General features: G+C 64.4%; 12 protein-coding genes, 5 tRNA genes, 1 pseudogene and 1 riboswitch. Of the genes and pseudogenes, 15 read left to right on the forward strand and 3 right to left on the reverse strand.

Annotated features, from left to right (window positions below):
* Positions 1-505: 505 nt before the first annotated feature.
* From ACVOLS_RS06565 to ACVOLS_RS06625, 13 genes and pseudogenes are all read left to right on the forward strand, one after another.
* A pseudogene (locus ACVOLS_RS06565) lies at positions 506-3,033 on the forward strand (DNA internalization-related competence protein ComEC/Rec2).
* Positions 2,927-3,589 (forward strand): MotA/TolQ/ExbB proton channel family protein, encoded by a 663-nt coding sequence (locus ACVOLS_RS06570; RefSeq protein ID WP_481544942.1) that lies wholly within the window; start codon positions 2,927-2,929, stop codon positions 3,587-3,589. The pseudogene ACVOLS_RS06565 and the gene ACVOLS_RS06570 overlap by 107 nt, the downstream one beginning before the upstream one ends.
* A gap of 4 nt (positions 3,590-3,593) precedes the next feature.
* Entirely contained in the window at positions 3,594-4,016 is a 423-nt protein-coding gene (locus tag ACVOLS_RS06575; RefSeq protein WP_481544943.1) for an ExbD/TolR family protein, read from the forward strand.
* The gene (msbA, locus tag ACVOLS_RS06580; RefSeq protein WP_481544944.1) at positions 4,013-5,758 is read left to right on the forward strand and encodes a lipid A export permease/ATP-binding protein MsbA; all 1,746 of its coding nucleotides are present in this window, start codon (positions 4,013-4,015) and stop codon (positions 5,756-5,758) included. Before ACVOLS_RS06575 ends, msbA begins: the two co-directional genes overlap by 4 nt.
* Positions 5,758-6,780, forward strand: coding sequence for a tetraacyldisaccharide 4'-kinase (lpxK, locus tag ACVOLS_RS06585; RefSeq protein WP_481544945.1), 1,023 nt, complete (start codon positions 5,758-5,760; stop codon positions 6,778-6,780). The genes msbA and lpxK overlap by 1 nt, the downstream gene beginning before the upstream one ends.
* A gap of 36 nt (positions 6,781-6,816) precedes the next feature.
* A complete protein-coding gene (gene kdsB / locus ACVOLS_RS06590) occupies positions 6,817-7,593 on the forward strand; it encodes a 3-deoxy-manno-octulosonate cytidylyltransferase (RefSeq protein ID WP_481544946.1) in 777 nt (258 codons plus the stop codon).
* Positions 7,590-8,081 carry a low molecular weight protein-tyrosine-phosphatase gene (locus ACVOLS_RS06595; protein WP_481544947.1) on the forward strand — a complete coding sequence of 164 codons (492 nt, stop codon included), beginning with the start codon at positions 7,590-7,592 and terminating at the stop codon, positions 8,079-8,081. The genes kdsB and ACVOLS_RS06595 overlap by 4 nt, the downstream gene beginning before the upstream one ends.
* Positions 8,078-9,493 (forward strand): hypothetical protein, encoded by a 1,416-nt coding sequence (locus ACVOLS_RS06600; protein WP_481544948.1) that lies wholly within the window; start codon positions 8,078-8,080, stop codon positions 9,491-9,493. Before ACVOLS_RS06595 ends, ACVOLS_RS06600 begins: the two co-directional genes overlap by 4 nt.
* Positions 9,490-11,337 carry an excinuclease ABC subunit UvrC gene (uvrC, locus tag ACVOLS_RS06605; RefSeq protein ID WP_481544949.1) on the forward strand — a complete coding sequence of 616 codons (1,848 nt, stop codon included), beginning with the start codon at positions 9,490-9,492 and terminating at the stop codon, positions 11,335-11,337. Before ACVOLS_RS06600 ends, uvrC begins: the two co-directional genes overlap by 4 nt.
* 7 nt (positions 11,338-11,344) lie before the next feature.
* A complete protein-coding gene (gene pgsA, locus ACVOLS_RS06610; protein WP_481534132.1) occupies positions 11,345-11,959 on the forward strand; it encodes a CDP-diacylglycerol--glycerol-3-phosphate 3-phosphatidyltransferase in 615 nt (204 codons plus the stop codon).
* A 48-nt stretch (positions 11,960-12,007) separates the two neighbouring features.
* Positions 12,008-12,083: transfer RNA gene (locus tag ACVOLS_RS06615), tRNA-Gly, on the forward strand.
* Positions 12,084-12,143: 60 nt separating this feature from the next.
* Positions 12,144-12,219 (forward strand) — tRNA-Gly (locus ACVOLS_RS06620).
* Positions 12,220-12,276: 57 nt separating this feature from the next.
* Positions 12,277-12,352, forward strand: a tRNA-Gly gene (locus tag ACVOLS_RS06625).
* Positions 12,353-12,485: 133 nt separating this feature from the next.
* Here ACVOLS_RS06625 and pnuC read toward each other — a convergent pair.
* The 3 genes from pnuC to ACVOLS_RS06640 all read right to left on the reverse strand — a co-directional run bounded on the left by pnuC (position 12,486) and on the right by ACVOLS_RS06640 (position 16,598).
* Positions 12,486-13,082 (reverse strand): nicotinamide riboside transporter PnuC, encoded by a 597-nt coding sequence (gene pnuC / locus ACVOLS_RS06630; protein WP_481544950.1) that lies wholly within the window; start codon positions 13,080-13,082, stop codon positions 12,486-12,488.
* Positions 13,079-15,253 carry a TonB-dependent receptor gene (locus ACVOLS_RS06635; RefSeq protein ID WP_481544951.1) on the reverse strand — a complete coding sequence of 725 codons (2,175 nt, stop codon included), beginning with the start codon at positions 15,251-15,253 and terminating at the stop codon, positions 13,079-13,081. Before ACVOLS_RS06635 ends, pnuC begins: the two co-directional genes overlap by 4 nt.
* A 69-nt stretch (positions 15,254-15,322) precedes the next feature.
* Positions 15,323-15,418: riboswitch (TPP riboswitch) on the reverse strand.
* A 43-nt stretch (positions 15,419-15,461) separates the two neighbouring features.
* The gene (locus ACVOLS_RS06640; protein WP_481544952.1) at positions 15,462-16,598 is read right to left on the reverse strand and encodes a phosphotransferase enzyme family protein; all 1,137 of its coding nucleotides are present in this window, start codon (positions 16,596-16,598) and stop codon (positions 15,462-15,464) included.
* Between the two features lie 342 nt (positions 16,599-16,940).
* Here ACVOLS_RS06640 and ACVOLS_RS06645 point away from each other — a divergent pair.
* Positions 16,941-17,016, forward strand: a tRNA-Gly gene (locus ACVOLS_RS06645).
* A gap of 72 nt (positions 17,017-17,088) precedes the next feature.
* Positions 17,089-17,162, forward strand: a tRNA-Cys gene (locus ACVOLS_RS06650).
* The last annotated feature ends 173 nt before the right edge of the window (positions 17,163-17,335 follow it).

Consider the following 17,335-nt stretch of genomic DNA (forward strand, 5'->3'; position numbering starts at 1 on the left):
GAAAAACGCCGATGTAGTGCCGAGCCATGCTCGGCAGGAGCTTCCCCAGCAATGCCTAGTAGTGCCGAGCCGCGCTCGGCAGGGGCTTCCCCAGCAATGCCTTGTAGTGCCGAGCCGTGCTCGGCAGGGGCTTCCCCAGCAATGCCTAGTAGTGCCGAGCCACGCTCGGCAGGGGCTTCCCCAGCAATGCCATGTAGTGCCGAGCCGTGCTCGGCAGGGGCTTCCCCAGCAATGCCATGTAGTGCCGAGCCACGCTCGGCAGGAGCTTTTCGAATAATGCCCCTGCCGAGCATGGCTCGGCACCAACAGGTGGAGCTTTCCCGGCGATGCCCCTGCCGAGCATGGCTCGGCACTACAGGTGGAGCTTTCCCGGCAATGCCCAAGCGCAGCATGGCTACGTTCTACAGTCGCCGCCTGCCAATCCTGAGCCGTCATTACCCGCTTCCGCCGATGGAGCGCTGGCATCCGTCTGCCAGCATTGATCACGGCGTAAACGGATACGAATATGGCAGTTCAACCAGACACGGTTTGCCCGCTACCCAGCCGGCGAAACATCGCTGTCGCGGGCAAGGCCGTGGCGACCTTCTTTCTGGCCGGCATCTGCACCGCGATCCTTGCGCCTGCTTTACCTCCGGCAGCCCTGCGCTGGATCGCCTTACTGGCGGGAATCCTGCTATGGCTCGCAAGCCCGCGCTGGCGCTGGCTGGGGGCATTGCTGGCCGGGTTGGGCTGGACCTGCCTTCATGCAGGCTGGGGTCTGGATCAACAGTTGGCAGCGGCAAGGGAAGGGCAGGAACTCACCCTGACTGGTGTTGTAAGCGCGCTTCCCCAGCACGAAGTCCGCCGCACCCGATTCCAGCTGCGTCTGGATACCAGCAATGACTTGCCTGTAGACCTGCGCGGACGATTGCTGCAGGTGTCCTGGTACGACGACTTCGGCGCGAAAGAGCCAGGCGCGCGCATGCAGGTGCACGCGGGCGAGCGTTGGCGGATGAACCTACGGCTGCGCGCCCCGCGCGGCTTGGCCAACCCCGGTGGCTTCGATGCAGAGAAACATGCCCTGGCGCAAAGCGTTGCCGCCAGTGGCGTCGTCCGCCAGTCGTCAATACCGCAACGGCTGTCGACTGCCACGGGTCTGGTTGCATGGCGTGAACGCATGGCCGCACGTATTGCTACGCAGGTGCCGGCTACATCGTCGCGTTACGTGCAGGCCTTGGCGCTGGGCGATACCCGTGGGCTGGGTGAGGCGGACTGGCAGGTGCTGCGGGCGACCGGGCTGACCCATCTCATCGCGATTTCGGGGTTCCACGTCGGAATGGTGGCGCTATGCACGGCATGGCTGGTGGCTGGGGTTTGGCGGCTGCTGCCGTGGTTTGGCCGGTATTGTCCGCGTCCGCAGGCAGTCGCCATTGGCGCACTGGCCGGCGCAACAGTCTACGCGGCGGTGGCCGGATTCGGCTTGCCGACGGTTCGCACCGTGCTGATGGTTGCGGTGGTGGTGCTGGCGCGGCTCGGGCGCAGGCCGGTGGATGTGGCAGGTGCGCTGGCGCTGGCAGCCTTGGCGGTGTTGATCCCGGCGCCGCTGTCGGTGTTGACGGCGGGGTTCTGGCTCAGCTTTGCCGGGGTGGCGTGGTTGTTGTGGTGCCTGCCTGAGCGCGCGCATTGGTTCTGGGGCTTCCTGTCGGCGCAGCGTGTGGCAACACTGGGGTTGTTGCCGCTGACGGTGATGCTGTTTGGCCAGGCTTCGGCAATCGGGCCCGCGGCCAATCTCGTGGCGATTCCCTGGTGGAGTCTGGTGGTGGTGCCCTTGGCGTTGGTGGGTACCGCGCTGGAAGCGATCTTTGCAGGAGCGGGAAGTTTGGCCTGGCGTGCGTCGGCGTGGTGTTTCGATCTGAGTTGGCCGCTGTTCGAGGTGTTGGGTAGTAGTCGCTATTCACTGTGGTGGTTGCCGGAGTCGGCGTGGTTTGCAGTGCCGTTGGCGTTGCTCGGCGCGGTCTGGCTGTTGTTGCCAGTCGGGACTCCCGGCAAGTGCGTTGCCGCCTTGCTTTGGCTGCCGCTGTGCGTGCCGTCGTGGGACAGGCCTGGGCCGGGCGAGTTCGAGCTGGTCACCTTGGATGTGGGGCAGGGCTTGGCGGTGGTAGTGCGTACCCGTCACCACACCTTGCTGTTTGATAGCGGACCCGCGGTAGCCGATGGTTTCGATGCCGGTGAACGCGTGGTGGTGCCAGCGCTGCGTGCCTTGGGTGTACGGCGTCTTGATCGGCTGGTGATCAGCCACGGCGATCATGATCACGCGGGGGGATTGCCGGCGGTGCAGGCCGCACTGCCGCCGGCAGCGGTCCTGATGCCGCCTGGCCTGGCGTTGGACGCGGGCGGGGCGGGAATGGCCTGCGCGGCAGGCCAGGTCTGGCGCTGGGACGGCGTGACGTTTGAATTCCTGCACCCCACGCCGGCCTTCCCGTATCTGGGGAACGAGTCCAGTTGCGTGCTGCGGGTGCAGGGCGCGCACGGGGCCGCGTTGTTGACTGGCGATATCGGTGAGGTGATTGAGCAGCGCCTGCTCAAGCACATACCGGCAAAGTTGCGGGCGGATGTTGTGCTGGTTGGCCACCACGGCAGCGGCGGGTCCTCCAGCCATCGTTTCGTCGCGGCAACCGACGCGCGGCTGGCGCTGATCTCCAGTGGCCATGGCAATCGCTTCGGCCACCCGCGCGGTGACGTGGTGGCCCGCTGGCAGCGCTCCGGGGCCGAGGTGCTGACCACGGCGGGGAGCGGGGCGCTGCATGTCTGGCTGGGCAAGCGGGGCTTGCAGCTGCGTGAGCGCAGAATCTGGCGCTCAAGGTCGTGGGACGCCGCTGAGCGGGCGCGGGCGGCTGCTATCCTATCTGACATCAAATACGCGGCCGCGGCGCCGGAGGGTTGAAACGTGTGGGAATTGGTCAAAGCCGGCGGATGGCCGATGGTGCCGTTGCTGCTGTTGGGCGTGCTGGCCTTGGCAATCGTCCTGGAGCGTTTCTGGAGCCTGCGGCGTAACGAGGTGTTGCCGCCGGGACTGGGGCAGGAAGTCCGCAACTGGGCTGCGCGCGGCAAGCTGGATGCTTCGCATATCGACTCCCTGCGGGCAAACTCGCCGCTGGGTGCGTTGTTGGCTGCGGCGCTCGAGGCGCGCAACCGCCCGCGCGACCAGATCCGCGAGCGCATCGAAGACACCGGTCGCCACCTGGTGCACCGGATGGGCCGTTTCCTCAATGCGCTGGGCACCATCGCCTCGGCTGGTCCGTTGTTGGGCCTGCTGGGTACGGTAGTCGGCATGATCCAGATGTTCCTCGGCATCCTCGATCACGGTGTGGGCGATGTGGGCCAGCTCGCTGGCGGTATCGGCAAGGCGCTGGTGTGTACCGCGACCGGCATGATGGTCGCGATCCCGGCCTTGATGTTCCATCGTTATTTCCGTGGCCTGATCGATGGCTACGTGATCGAGATGGAGCAGGAAGCCAGCGCGCTGCTGGATGCACTTGATGGTCGCCCGGCGGTCATGGCTGCCAGCAAGGCTGCTGCGCCGCGTCCGACGGCAACCGAGAAGGCCTGACTCCATGCGGATTGGTAACAATCGCACACAAGACGAGCCGCATATCGATCTGGTGCCCCTGATCGATGTGATTCTGGTGCTGATCATTTTCTTCGTGGTCACCACCACCTTTGATGCGCGCTCGACGCTGCAGGTGCAGCTGCCCACGGCCAGCGACCAGAAGACGAGCGCGCCGCAGACTTCGCTGAGCGTGCTGGTCAATGCCGACGGCCGCTACTTCGTCAATGATCAGGAAGTGCTGCGCACCGATATCGAATCGCTGAAGCAGATCATTGCCCAGCTGGCCGGCACTGACCGCGAGCAGAGCGTGTTGCTGCGCGCTGACGCACGTACGCCGTACCAGGCCGTGGTCACCGCGCAGGATGCCCTCGGTCAGCTCGGTTTCCGCCGGATCGCGATTGCAACCGCACCGGAAGCCAAACAATGAGTGACAACGACTCGGCCTGGAAGATCTACAGGCGCTTGCTTGCCTCCGCCAAACCCTATCGGCCGCTGTTGTTGATGGCGGGCCTTGGCATGCTGATCGAGGCGGCCGCAGGCAGTGGTTTCCTGGTCCTGATGAGCCCGATCACCAATAGTCTGGTGAACCCGAAAGACATCAACCAATGGATGCCTTTGGCGGTCATTGGTTTGTTCCTGTTGCGTGGTGTGGCTGGTTATCTGACCGATATCGGCATGGGCAAGGCTGCACGCAGCATCGCCCGTGATTTCCGGGTGCTGGTGCTGGGCAAGTATCTGCGGCTGCCAGGGCAGCGTTTCGACTCCGAGCCAGTGCCCTCCATGTTGGTAAGGCTGGGCTCGGATAGCGATCAGGTGGCGCAGGCTGCCATCGATGCAATGAAGGTCGTGCTGCAGCAATCACTGCAGGCGTTGGGTTCGCTGGCGGTGATGCTGTATTACAGCTGGCAGGTGACGCTTGCGATCTTCGTGCTGGCACCGCCACTGGCCTGGGTAATGAACATCGTGGCCAAGCGTTACCGGCGCATCAGTCACCGCATCCAGGAAAGCGGCGCGGATCTGCTGCAGGCCGCCGATCAAGCCCTGTCCAGCCACCAGGAAGTGAAGATCTACGGTGCGCAGCCGGCTGAACTGGATCGCTATAAGGGGTTGGCCAATACCAACCTGCGGCTGGCGATGAAGGTCGAAGCGACGCGCAGCATTTCTTCCAGCATGGTGCAGTTGATCGGTGCGGTCGGGTTGGCTGCCCTGCTGCTTATCGCTGGGCACGAGGCCGCTGCCGGGCGTTTGACGGTGGGCGACTTCGTCGGCCTGCTGATGGCGATGCTGGCGATCATTCCGGCACTGAAGCAGCTGACCAATGTGCAGAACATGACCCAACGTGGCATCGCTTCGGCGCAGCGTCTGTTCCATGTCCTGGATGCGCAGGACGAAGTGGACCGCGGCAGCCTGCCACTGCAGCGCGCCAGCGGCCTGCTGGAGTTCCGCCACGTTACTGCCCGTTATGCGGGGCAGACCAAGCCTGCGCTGGAAGACATCAGCTTCATTGCCAAGCCGGGCACTGTGACGGCCATTGTTGGCCGCTCCGGCAGTGGCAAGTCGACCTTGATCAAGCTGATCCCGCGCTTCTACGAAATCGAGGCCGGACAGATCCTGCTGGATGGTCATCCGTTGCAGGACTACAAGCTGGCCGATCTGCGTCGGCAGATTGCGCTGGTGGGCCAACAGGTGACCTTGTTCAATGGCAGCATCGCCGAGAACGTCGCCTATGGTGAGTTGCAGGAGCGCAGCGACGCGCAGCTGCAGCAGGCCATTGATGGTGCCAACGCCAGTGAGTTCGTCGAGCAGTTGCCGCAGGGCGTGGATGCGCCGGTAGGGGCCAAGGGCAGTCGCCTGTCCGGCGGCCAGCGCCAGCGCCTGGCGATTGCCCGCGCAATGCTAAAGGATGCGCCCATCCTGATCCTGGACGAAGCCACCGCTGCGCTGGACAACGAATCCGAGCGGTTGGTGCAGGACGCACTGCAGAAGCTGATGCCCGACCGCACCACGCTGGTCATTGCCCATCGTCTGTCCACCATTGAACACGCCGATCAGGTGCTGGTGATGGACCAGGGGCGCATCGTCGAGCGTGGTACCCACGCTGAGTTGCTGGCACTGGGCGGTTTGTATGAGCACCTGCATAGCATGCAGTTCCGCGATAGGCCCGAATGATGGCCAAGCAAGGACCGCAAACGCCGGCCTACTGGTATGGCGATGCGCCGGTGCCGCTGCCGGCACGGCTGGTGGCGCCACTGTATGGCGCGGTAACCGCTCTGCGGCGCGGCTTGTACCGGCGCGGCTGGCTGCGTGCCCGGCAGGTGCCGTTGCCGGTGATCGTGGTTGGCAACATCACCGCCGGAGGTACCGGCAAGACGCCGCTGACCATCGCGCTGGTCAATCGCCTGCGTGAAGCCGGCTGGAAGCCCGGTGTTGCCAGTCGCGGCTACGGTCGTGATGAGGCCGATACGGCGCGCTGGGTTACCGCGGACATGGACGTGGGATTGGGCGGCGACGAACCGGTGCTGATCGCCTGGAAAACCGGGGTGCCGGTGCGGGTGGACAAGGACCGGGTTGCGGCGGCCAAGGCCTTGCTGGAAGCCGGTTGCGATGTGGTGGTCTGCGATGACGGCTTGCAGCACTATCGGTTGGCGCGCGATATCGAAATCGAAGTGGTGGACGCAGTGCGCCGCTATGGCAACGGACGGTTGCTGCCGGCCGGGCCGCTGCGCGAGCCGGTCGCACGCGCCGCGCATTGTGACTTCCGCGTGGTCAATCTTGGCCAGACCAGTGATGCTGCCGAGCAGGCGGCCGACTCCGGCTTTGGCGAATGGGCGATGCGCCTGTCGATCGATGTCGCGCGTCCGTTGAAGGGTGGTCGCGACAAGCCGTTGAAATCATTCGCTGGGCTGCGCGTGCACGCGGTGGCCGGTATCGCCAATCCGCAGCGGTTTTTCCAGATGCTGCGTACCCGCGATATCGGCGTGGTGCCGCATGCCTTTGCCGACCACCATCGCTATACAGCGCAAGATCTGTCCTTCGGCAGCGAGCTGCCGGTATTGATGACCGAGAAAGACGCAGTCAAATGCCAGGGTTTCGCCACTGCGTGGCATTACGCTGTGCCGCTGCAGGCCGAATTGCCGGCAGCGTTCTGGGTGGCCCTGCTCGACCGTCTGGGCAAGCTGTCCCGCGGTTGATGCATGCCGTTGTTGCGCGTGTTGGAAGGAGTTGAGATGAGTAACGTTCCCGAATTCGTGGTGGCCATTCCGGCCCGCTATGCCTCCACCCGCTTGCCCGGCAAGCCCTTGGCGCTGATCGCCGGGGAGCCGATGGTGCTGCACGTAGCGCGCCGCGCCCTGGCTGCAGGTGCCCGCGAGGTCTGGGTGGCTACCGATGACGCGCGTATCGCGGAGGCGGTGGCGGGATTGCCCGGCATCCACGTCGCGATGACCGATCCCGCGCATGCCTCCGGCACGGATCGTCTGGCTGAGTGCGCGCGCCAGGCCGGCTGGGCCGATGATGTGATCGTGGTGAACCTGCAGGGCGATGAGCCGTTCGCTCCGGCCGAGGGAATCCAGGCGGTGGCGACGATTCTTGCCGGCAGCGGCGCGCCGATGTCGACGCTGGCGACGCTGGTGGAAGATGCTCCGACCCTGTTTGATCCCAATGTGGTCAAGCTGGTCAGCAACGCGCAGGGCGACGCCCTGTACTTCAGCCGGGCACCGATTCCGTGGCATCGCGATGGCTTTGCGCTCAGCCGTGATGCGCTGCCGCCCGGGCGGCGGTGGCTGCGGCATATCGGCATCTACGGCTACCGGGCAGGTTTCCTGCAGCAGTTCGCGGCCATGCCGCCCGGTAACCTGGAGCAGATCGAATCGCTGGAGCAACTGCGGGTGCTGGAGGCCGGCTTCCGTATCGCAGTGGGCTTGTCACCGGCGCCGTTCCCGCCGGGGATCGACACCAGGGAAGACCTGCATCGCGCCGAAGCGCAGATGAGGGCTTCACGGTGAAACTGCTGGTGGTCTGCCTGGGCAATATCTGCCGCTCTCCAATGGGCGAGGGTGTTCTGCGCGCGAAGATTGCCGGGGCAGGGCTGGACGGCTGGATCGAGGTCGATTCAGCTGGGACCTCGGGCCATTGGCATGCAGGGCGCGGGCCTGACCCGCGCGCGGTTGCCTGTGCGCGCCAGCACGGGGTGGAGATCGCAGCCCAGCGCGCGCGCCAGCTGCGGGCCGAGGATTTCGACGAATACGACCTTATCCTGTGTGCTGACCGCGCCAACCTGCGCGATGCACAGGCGCTGGCGCCGACCGGGCTGGAGACGCGAGCGGTACTGTGGTTGCCATGGGCGGGTATCGACGGCACCGATGAGGTCCCTGACCCCTATTACGGCGGCGTGAGAGATTTCGAGCACAGCTGGGCACTGCTCGATACTGCGGCCCAGGCCACAGTGCGCCGCCTGTCGCGGCGCGACGACTCCGGCATAATCCCTGCATGAACGAAAACCGCGTAACGGAACTGCCCACGTCCGGGATATGGCTGAACGCAGCGCCGGCGACCCTGCAGGACATGCGCGGCCGTCCGCTGGTGCTGGCGTTCGTCAACGGCGCCTCGGTGTGGTGCATGCAGCGGCTGGCCGAGGTCGTGCGCTGGCAGGCGCGCAACCCTGGCAAGGTACAGTTGCTGGTGGTGCAGGTGCCGCGCTTCGAGTTCGAACGCGAGCCGCAGCAAGCCTTGAAGCTGCTGCGCAGGCAGGGCATCAGCGCCCCCATCGTGCTGGACGCGCAGTGGGATGCCTGGCGCCGGTTCGAGGTGCAGTCCTGGCCAACCTTGCTGATGCTCGATGCTTACGGGCAGGAGCAGGAGCGGCTGGTGGGCGCGACTGGCGACTTGGAGCGGGCCTTGAACGGCTTGGGCGAAGGCGTGATGCGTCCGCTGGACGACGATGCCTACGGCATCCGTGAGATCAACGCCGAACCGCGCCTGCCGCTGCTGTTCCCGGGCGGACTGGTTGCAACGGCAGATCGCCTGTACGTGGCCGACACCGGCCACCATCGAATTATCGAGTGCAACCACGACGGCCGCGTTCTGCGTCAGTTCGGCCTGGGGAGCGCCGACCTGATCAATGGCGGCACCGGCGAAGCTGCCTTCAATCGCCCGCAGGGCTTGGCTCTGGTGCGCGAGAGCCTTTATGTGGCCGACACCGGCAACCACGCCCTGCGCAGCATCAACCTGATCAGCGGACAGGTGGGGACCTTGTGCGGGAATGGCCGTGCCGGTGATCCGCGTGCCGGCGTGCTGGCCCAGCCCTGGGACAGCCCGCTCAATCACCCCGCGGCAGTGGCTGTGGCGGACAACCAGGTCCACATCGCGATGGCCGGTGACAACCACATCTGGAGTTATGACCTGGGCACGCGCGAGCTGCGTTGGCGGGCGGGTGCCGGTGCGATGGAAGTGCGTGACGGCAGTGGTCATCTGGCCGCATTTGCGCAGCCCAGCAGCCTGGTTGCGGTCCAGCAGACTCTGTACGTGTGCGATGCGCTGGGTTCGGCGATCCGTTCGGTGCAGCTGCGTGGCGACCTGGTGCAGACCCTGGTTGGGCAGGGGCCATGGGAGTCGGGCAATGTTGATGGCCCACGCCTGCGTGCGCGCCTGCAGTACCCGTTGGCGCTGGCGATGGGGCCGGATTCGCCACTGCTGTGGATTGCCGATGCCGGCAATGGCTCGCTGCGTACCCTCCGCCTGGGCGGAGGTGATCTGTCCACGGTCAATCTGCCGCGCCGTCTGCATGGCCCGGCTGCGTTGGCAGTAGCTGCGGGCGCCATCTGGATTGCCGAAACCGATGCGCATGCGGTGCTGCGTTTTGATCCGCTCAGCGGTGAACTGAGTGAAGTACCGATTGAAGGATGACCGACGTAGTTGCCAATGAATTCGATGGCAAGGCCTTCGCTGCGGCACTGAGTACCGCGCCAGGTGTGTACCGGATGTACGCCGCCGATGACAGCTTGCTGTACGTGGGCAAGGCCGGTGCGCTGCGCAAGCGCGTGGGCAGCTACTTCAATGGCTCGCCGAAGAGCCGTCGCATCATGATGATGCTGTCGCAGGTGGCGCGGATGGATGTCACCGTGACCCGCACCGAGGCTGAAGCGCTGCTGCTGGAAAACCAGCTGATCAAGTCGCTGAACCCGCGTTACAACGTTTCGCTGCGTGACGACAAAACCTATCCGCAGGTGCTGCTGACCCGCGAGCAATGGCCACGGATCGCCCTGCATCGTGGCCCGCGAGCGGTGCCGGGCCGCTACTACGGTCCGTATCCGGGCGTTGGCGCGGTGCGCGAAACGTTGAACCTGATGCACAAGCTGTTCAAGCTGCGCAGCTGCGAGGACAGCGTGTTCCGCAACCGCTCACGGCCCTGCCTGCAGTACCAGATTGGTCGTTGCAGTGCGCCCTGCGTGGAGCTGGTGCCGCAGGCCGAATACGATGAATCGGTGCGACGCGCGGCGATGTTCCTGGAAGGCAAGAGCGATCAGCTCGCCGAAGAACTGATGCAGGCGATGCAGCAGGCCAGCGATACGCTGGAGTTCGAGCGAGCTGCGCGGTTGCGTGATCTGGTGGCTTCGTTGCGCAGCATGCAGAACCGCCAATACGTGGATGGACGCGCCGCCGATCTGGACGTGCTGGCCTGTGCAACCCAGGGTGCCAGCGCCTGCGTGATGCTGCTCGCATTCCGCGATGGCCGCAACCTGGGCACGCGTGCGTTCTTCCCGCGCACCAATGGCGAGGACAGCGCCGAAGAAGTGTTGGCGGCGTTTGTCTCGCAGTATTACGTCGAACATGAGCCGCCGGCTGAAGTGCTGCTGGATCGGCAGATTCCGGATGCGGAGATGATCGAGGCCGCGCTGAGCGCGTCGGCCGAGCGGAAAGTGGCCTTGAAGTGGAACGTGCGTGGTGAACGCGCCGGCTACGTGGAACTGGCCAGTCGCAATGCGCAGATCACCCTGGTCGCCGAGATGGACAGCGCAGGTGCGCAGCAGGCACGCAGTGAAGCGGTGCGCGAGATGCTAGGGCTGGCTGAGCCGGTCAGGCGCGTGGAGTGTTTCGATATCAGTCACACAATGGGTGAGGCCACGGTGGCCTCCTGCGTCGTGTTTGATGCGGCCGGGCCGGTGCGTGCGCAGTACCGGCGCTACAACATCAGCGGCATCGAGCCGGGCGACGATTACGCCGCCATGCGACAGGCCATCGACCGGCGCTTCCGCCGTGCGGTGGAAGAGGGCGGGGTGTTGCCGGACGTGTTGCTGATCGATGGTGGCGCTGGACAGTTGGCACAGGCACAGGCGGCGCTGGCTGACCTGGGCGTGGAAGGGGTGATGCTGGTGGGCGTGGCCAAGGGCGTGGAGCGCCGTGCCGGCCATGAAGCACTGGTGCTGCCCGATGGTCGTGAGCTGCGCCCCGGCGCGGCGTCACCGGCCCTGCAGTTCATCCAGCAGGTGCGTGACGAGGCCCATCGCTTTGCCATTACCGGCCACCGCGGGCGTCGTCAGAAGACACGCATGACCAGCAAGCTCGAGGATATTCCCGGTATCGGCCCGCGTCGGCGCGCCAGTCTGCTCAAGCATTTCGGCGGCATTGCCGGCCTGAAAGCCGCGGGCGAGGCTGAAATCGCCCGCGTGGAAGGCATCAATGCCGCCCTCGCTGCGCGTATCTACGCTAACCTTCATGGTCTGTCGGTACCCGATTCGGCAGCGGAGTAATGTTGTAATGAAATTGACCATCCCCACCTGGCTGACGCTGCTGCGGATCCTGATGATCCCGGTGCTGGTGCTGGTGTTCTACCTGCCCTACGCCTGGACCAATTTCGCCTCGGCGGCGATTTTCGGCCTGGCGGCGATCACCGATTGGCTGGACGGCTGGGTGGCGCGCAAGTACGAGCAGCATTCGGCGTTCGGCGCGTTCCTGGACCCGGTGGCGGACAAGTTGATGGTGGCGGTGGCCTTGTTCCTGATCGTGCAGGGGCACCCGACGCCGTGGATGGCGTTCTGGGCGGCGGTGATCGTGGGCCGTGAAATCGCGGTTTCGGCATTGCGCGAGTGGATGGCCGAGATCGGCCAGCGCGCCAAGGTGCGGGTGGCGATGATCGGCAAGGTCAAGACCACCGCGCAGATGGTGGCGTTGCTGTGTCTGTTGTACTCCGTGTCGCCCAATACCTCGTACAAGACCATCTGGATGGGCGAGCCGGTTTTCCATATTGGTGACTGGATGTTGGCCATCGCCGCTTTGCTGACTCTGGTGTCTGCCTTGCAGTACCTGCGTGCGGCTTGGCCGAGCCTGCGTGAAGATGAAAAAGCCGCAAGGAATGGCGCAGTTAAAAAGTGAACAGGCTGTTGACACTGCGCCCAATGCATGTAGAATTTCGCCTCCCAAGCGGGAATAGCTCAGTTGGTAGAGCGCAACCTTGCCAAGGTTGAGGTCGCGAGTTCGAGTCTCGTTTCCCGCTCCAGTTTCAAACATCGATCCGTGTTCATTCGTGGCTTGATGAGTAAATAGATGTAGCAAGCCTGCGGGAATAGCTCAGTTGGTAGAGCGCAACCTTGCCAAGGTTGAGGTCGCGAGTTCGAGTCTCGTTTCCCGCTCCAGTCTTGCGATACATCTCGAATGTTGGTGCTCTGCTCGGCAGGTGCTGCATTCAATCCGCGGGAATAGCTCAGTTGGTAGAGCGCAACCTTGCCAAGGTTGAGGTCGCGAGTTCGAGTCTCGTTTCCCGCTCCAGATAATGACCAGCAGATTCCATGTGATATCTGCAGGTAAAGAAAAGCCCCTGACGGGGCTTTTTTATTGTCCAGTGTTTTTGCCTGCAGCCACCGCTGCCGGTGCCGGCAGCAGTGGCGATGCGACGGAGCGCTCAGTGCGCGCCGTGCGCAGCGGGTTCCGCGGTCGGAGTATGGGCCGCTGCAGTCCATGCACGCAGCCCGACCACGGCAAGGCCGAGGAAGAACACGTACAGCGCCGCAGTCACATGCAGTGACTTGAACAGATACGCGCCCACGTAGACCACGTCGACTGCGATCCACAGCCACCAGGTGGCGGTGTGACGGCGTGCCTGCCACCACTGCGCGACCAGGCTCAATCCGGTCAGCATCGCATCCAGCCACGGCAGTGATGCGTCGGTGAAGTTGTGCATGCCGGCGCCGAGTGCGATGCCGCCAAGCAAGCCAATACCCAGGTCACGCAGCATCTTGCTGCGCGACAAGGGCACGATGCGCACGCTGCCTTCGTCGGCGGCGTGGCGCCGCCAGTTGATCCAGCCGTAGACCAGGAAAACGGCGAAGGCGAGCTGCAGCAAGGTGTCCGAGTACAACTTGGCCTCGGCGAACACCAATGCATACAGTGCAACCGACAACAGGCCGACCGGCCATGCAACCATTCGCCGTTGCGCCATCAACCAGACGCCGAGAATGCTGCATAGCGCGGCCGACCATTCGAGCGTTGCGCTGTTCACAGCGCGAAGCTCACCGACACGCGAGCCTGTCGCGGTGCGCCCGGGAACAGGTAGTAATCGCCCATGCTGCTGCCGGTATCGCGCCAGTAGAAGCGGTTGAATACATTGTCCACCGACAGGTTCCAGCTGACGGCGTGACCTTGCAGCTGGTGCTTGAGGCGCAGCCCGGCGTCGAACACGTTGTAGCTCGGTGCACGTACCGCACCATCAGCGCGTGCGGTGTTGGCCGAGGCGTAACGCCAGCCACCGGTCAGGTCCATCCCTTCAACGAAGGGCAGTGCATAGCTCAGGTGCACGCTGGTGCGCAGCTTGGGAACGTTGACCAGCTGATGGCCTTCGTAGCTTGGCGTGCCGGTGTCGCGCGCGCGCGCCTGCAACACGCTGGCGCTGGCGGTGATCTGCAGTGCATCGGTGAGCTGGCCGTTGGCGGTCAGCTCCAGGCCGATGTGCGCCTGCTTGCCTTCCTCGACGAAGGTGTAGCCGACATCGCTGTCGTCGGGCTTTGCGTACTGGTAGGGCTGGGTGGTGCGGAACAGTGCCGCGCCCAGGGTCAGTTGGTCACTGCTGGCGTACTTCACGCCGACTTCGAGCTGGCGCGACTGCACTGCCGGCAGGAAGGTATCGGCGTTGGCGGTCCAGAACGGTGCTTCCTGGCCGAGCGAGATGCCTTCGACATAGCTGGCGTAGGCATTGATGTTGTCGCTGGCTTTCCACATCAGCGCGGTCTGCGGCAGAAAGCGCGACAGGCGACTGCGACGTTGCGGGTTGCCGCGCTTGTCGTAGGCGCGTTCGTCCAGGCGCACGTAGCGGCCGCCGGCCAGCCATTGCCAGTCGTCATTGAGCTGGATGCGGTCCAGTGCGAAGACGGCGGTCTGGCGGCTGTCCAGGCGACGTGCGGAGGCGCCGGGCATCAGCGGCGAGGGATCGAATACTGGCAGCTGCTTGTCGTGGATGTTGACGGTGCCGACGTATTCGTTGACGTTACGGCGCTTGTCCACGGTGCGGCGGAACTGGTCGGCACCGATGGTCAGTTGATGGCCGATGCTGCCGGTGTCGAAGCTGCCGCGCAGCTCGGCGCGCAGTTCCTGGTTGCGACGGGTGTCGTCCGGGCTGCGGTAGTCATAGATGTCGTAGTCGCCGTTGGGGGCGAAGTAATTGCCGGGCACGCTGCCATCGGCACACTCGGCGGCGTAGTAGCAGCCATAGGCGAAGGCGACGTTGTCGTCGATCACCGTGCGGCTGTGGCTGACGGCCACCCGCGACTGCCAGTTCGCATTGAAGTCGTAGGTATGCAATGCGGTGATATTGGTGCTGGCGATGCCTACCGGCTTCTGCCACGGCTGGTAGCCGAGCAACTGCTCGCGGTCCACGCCGGTCGGCAGTTCGCTTCCGCCCAGCAGCTGGTAGCCGGAAGCCGAGCGCTGCGCGCTGGTCTGGTAGTTGGCATCCACTTCGAGCTTGCCGCGCTCGCCGATCAGCCAGTCGGTTGCAAGCGAGTAGAAGTTGCGGCGGCCATCGGCATGTTCGATATAGGACGCGCTGTCGTCCCACGCTGCGTTGAAGCGCAGGCCGATGCGCGGGGTCAGCCAATGGCCGACGTCGATGGCGGCATAGCGCGAGCCTTCGTTGTCGGTGCCGAGGGTGACGGTGCGTACTTCCGCCGGCCGCTTGCCGACGTAGTTGATGATGCCGCCGGGTGCCATGACGCCAGCGGCCAGGCCGGCTTCGCCCTTGAGGACTTCCACTGACTGCAGGTTCTCCAGTGCCAGGCGCTGTTCGCCGGCAATCGACATGCCGTTGAAGCGATAACCGGTGGCCGTATCCAGCGCGAAGCCACGGATGGCGACGTTCTGGTAGTAGCCGACCGGAGCATAGGCATCGCCCAGCGAGGCGTCATTGCTGGCCAGTTCGGACAGCGAGCGCACCTGCTGGTGGTCGAGGAAGTCGCGGTCCAGCACGTTCATCGATGCCGGCGTGCTTTTCCAGTCGCCGCTGCCAAAGCTGTTGGCGCGGGAGTTGTCCGCGTCCGGCTGGCGGGCCTGCACACGTACGGCGGCCAGTTCGGTGGGGGAGTGTTCGGCAGCCGCATCGAGGCCGGTGTCGCTGGCGTACAGCGGCAGGGCGGTGCTCAGGGCGAGAGACAACAGCGTGGGGCGCAGGCAGCGGTTCATTCGATTCGTCTTCAGGCAACAAGGGAGACGAAGCGAAGGCGCGCATGCGCAGCGCCAATGACGGCGCGACGGCTGCTGCTCAAAGCTCCCTACGCCGGTGCAAACCGGATCAGGTTCCAAGGGACTCTCTCAGCCTGGCAAATCCAGGCACCCCCGCTTCAGGGCGCCATTTCACTACAAATGCGAATGATTTGCGAGTCGAGCCGCTTCAGGCGGCGGCGTGCAGGGCCTGCAACAAGGTCTGGCCTTGCTGGCTGGCGAACCACTCGGGGTGGCCAAGCATGAATGGCTGCCAGGCGACATCGGCATTGGCGGTAGAGCCGGTGACACCTTCGAAATAATCGACTTCGGACAGTGCAAAGTCGAAATGCACCATGGGCAACAGGTCGGCCAGCAGGTGTACCCGTTCGGCCGACAGCGGCAGTACTTCGCGGTAGCCGTCGAGCACGGCCAATGCGATATCGATGCGTACCGCCTCGGCGCCGCGCTCCAGTTCCAGCCATGCGATGGCGTTGCGTTCGATGGCCGTCGCCAGATCGAACAGCGCGCTGGTAGGGGAGGCCAGGCCGAAGTCGAGCACGCTGCTGACTTCCATCGCATTCTCACCATGGCCCCACAGCAGGTTGGAGACATGCCAGTCGTTGTGTGCCCAGAGCCGAGGTTCGGCCTGTAGGCGTGCTGCCAGGCCGATGTGCCAAGGCATGACGCTGCGCTGCAGTTGTTGCTCCCAAGGAATGCGCGACAAGTAGCGGGCCAGACCGGGTCGGTTGCAGAGATCGGCTTTGAGGGCCGCGATCGGGTCTTCCGCACGGATCAGCTCATCACGTGCGACCAGCAGGTGGGTGCTGCGCTGGGGCGCGTCATAGCTGGAGGAGGCGTGGTGCAGGGTGGCCAGCATGCGGCCGGCAGCGCGCGCGCGTTCGACTTCGGTCAGCAGCGTCCACGATGGGTCATCCCGGTACAGGTCCTGTCCATCGGCCACGGCGTACAGCTCGTAGGTCCAGTCGCCATGTTCGATGACGGTTTCGCCGTGATGGTTGCGCAGGAGCTGGACAACCGGAACCCCTGCATTGGCGAGATGGGTGATGAACCGGTGCTCCTCCTGCAGACAGGCAGCACTACGCACCAGTTGGTGATGCCGTTTGATGAAGACATTGCCGTACGGGCCGGTGACAATCGCGGCGGCCGACATCGGTCGCGGACTGTGCCAAAGCAGGGCACTGCCGGCATTCAGCTGCGGGTAGTGATCACGTAGCCATGCAAGTTCAGCCACTTCGATGGCGGGCCAGTCGGCGGCCACTTCATCATTGTTGAGGCCTTGCACGCGGTGTGATTGCTGGGTCATCGGAACAGGCTGGAGCAGGTGATGCGGCGGAGGCGCGATGGTACGCCAGCTCCGCCCAAGCTGCAGGCAGCACACACATGTAGTGCCGAGCCATGCTCGGCAAGGGCTTTACCAGCGTAAAGCTCCCCTCACCCCAACCCCTCTCCCACAAGCGGGAGAGGGGCTAAAACTGTAGTGCCGAGCCATGCTCGGCTGGGGCCTTCCCGGTAAAGCCCCAGCCGAGCATGGCTCGGCTCTACAGGGATTGCAGAGCCGACGCAGACAGCCATCCAGCCTATGTGAAAGGAATTGTTAAAAAGCGCTGGCGCGCCCCTGCCGAAGTCTGTATGATTCGCCCACACCGCGGGAATAGCTCAGTTGGTAGAGCGCAACCTTGCCAAGGTTGAGGTCGCGAGTTCGAGTCTCGTTTCCCGCTCCAAATCGGAAAGGGCCCCCGCAGCGGGGTCTTTTCATGTCGAGGCGGTGTAGTGCTTCGGCGGTGCAATAGTTTGGCCTGGTAGCAGAGTGGTTATGCAGCGGATTGCAAATCCGCGTACGCCGGTTCGATTCCGACCCAGGCCTCCAAGTAGTAAGCAAAAAGCCCTGAGAAATCAGGGCTTTTTTGTTTTCTGCGATTTCTCTTTGATCTGCGCGATCCCAGACTGGCGAGTGCAAAAGGCGCGGTTGACACGCGTTTGCGAGTGGCCAACTGGCGTCAGCACGCACTGAGTGCGTGTGCGCGGGCCCAGACGCGCGTT

It is taken from the genome of Stenotrophomonas sp. STEN038 (assembly GCF_056759895.1).

Bases quoted from the DNA above. Each gene is read 5' to 3' on its own strand.
- ACVOLS_RS06635 (WP_481544951.1), bottom strand. From the start codon at position 15,253: ATGAACCGCTGCCTGCGCCCCACGCTGTTGTCTCTCGCCCTGAGCACC.
- ACVOLS_RS06575 (WP_481544943.1), top strand. From the start codon at position 3,594: ATGCGGATTGGTAACAATCGCACACAAGACGAGCCGCATATCGATCTG.
- uvrC (WP_481544949.1), top strand. From the start codon at position 9,490: ATGACCGACGTAGTTGCCAATGAATTCGATGGCAAGGCCTTCGCTGCG.
- ACVOLS_RS06600 (WP_481544948.1), top strand. From the start codon at position 8,078: ATGAACGAAAACCGCGTAACGGAACTGCCCACGTCCGGGATATGGCTG.
- ACVOLS_RS06640 (WP_481544952.1), bottom strand. From the start codon at position 16,598: ATGACCCAGCAATCACACCGCGTGCAAGGCCTCAACAATGATGAAGTG.
- msbA (WP_481544944.1), top strand. From the start codon at position 4,013: ATGAGTGACAACGACTCGGCCTGGAAGATCTACAGGCGCTTGCTTGCC.
- kdsB (WP_481544946.1), top strand. From the start codon at position 6,817: ATGAGTAACGTTCCCGAATTCGTGGTGGCCATTCCGGCCCGCTATGCC.
- pgsA (WP_481534132.1), top strand. From the start codon at position 11,345: ATGAAATTGACCATCCCCACCTGGCTGACGCTGCTGCGGATCCTGATG.
- lpxK (WP_481544945.1), top strand. From the start codon at position 5,758: ATGGCCAAGCAAGGACCGCAAACGCCGGCCTACTGGTATGGCGATGCG.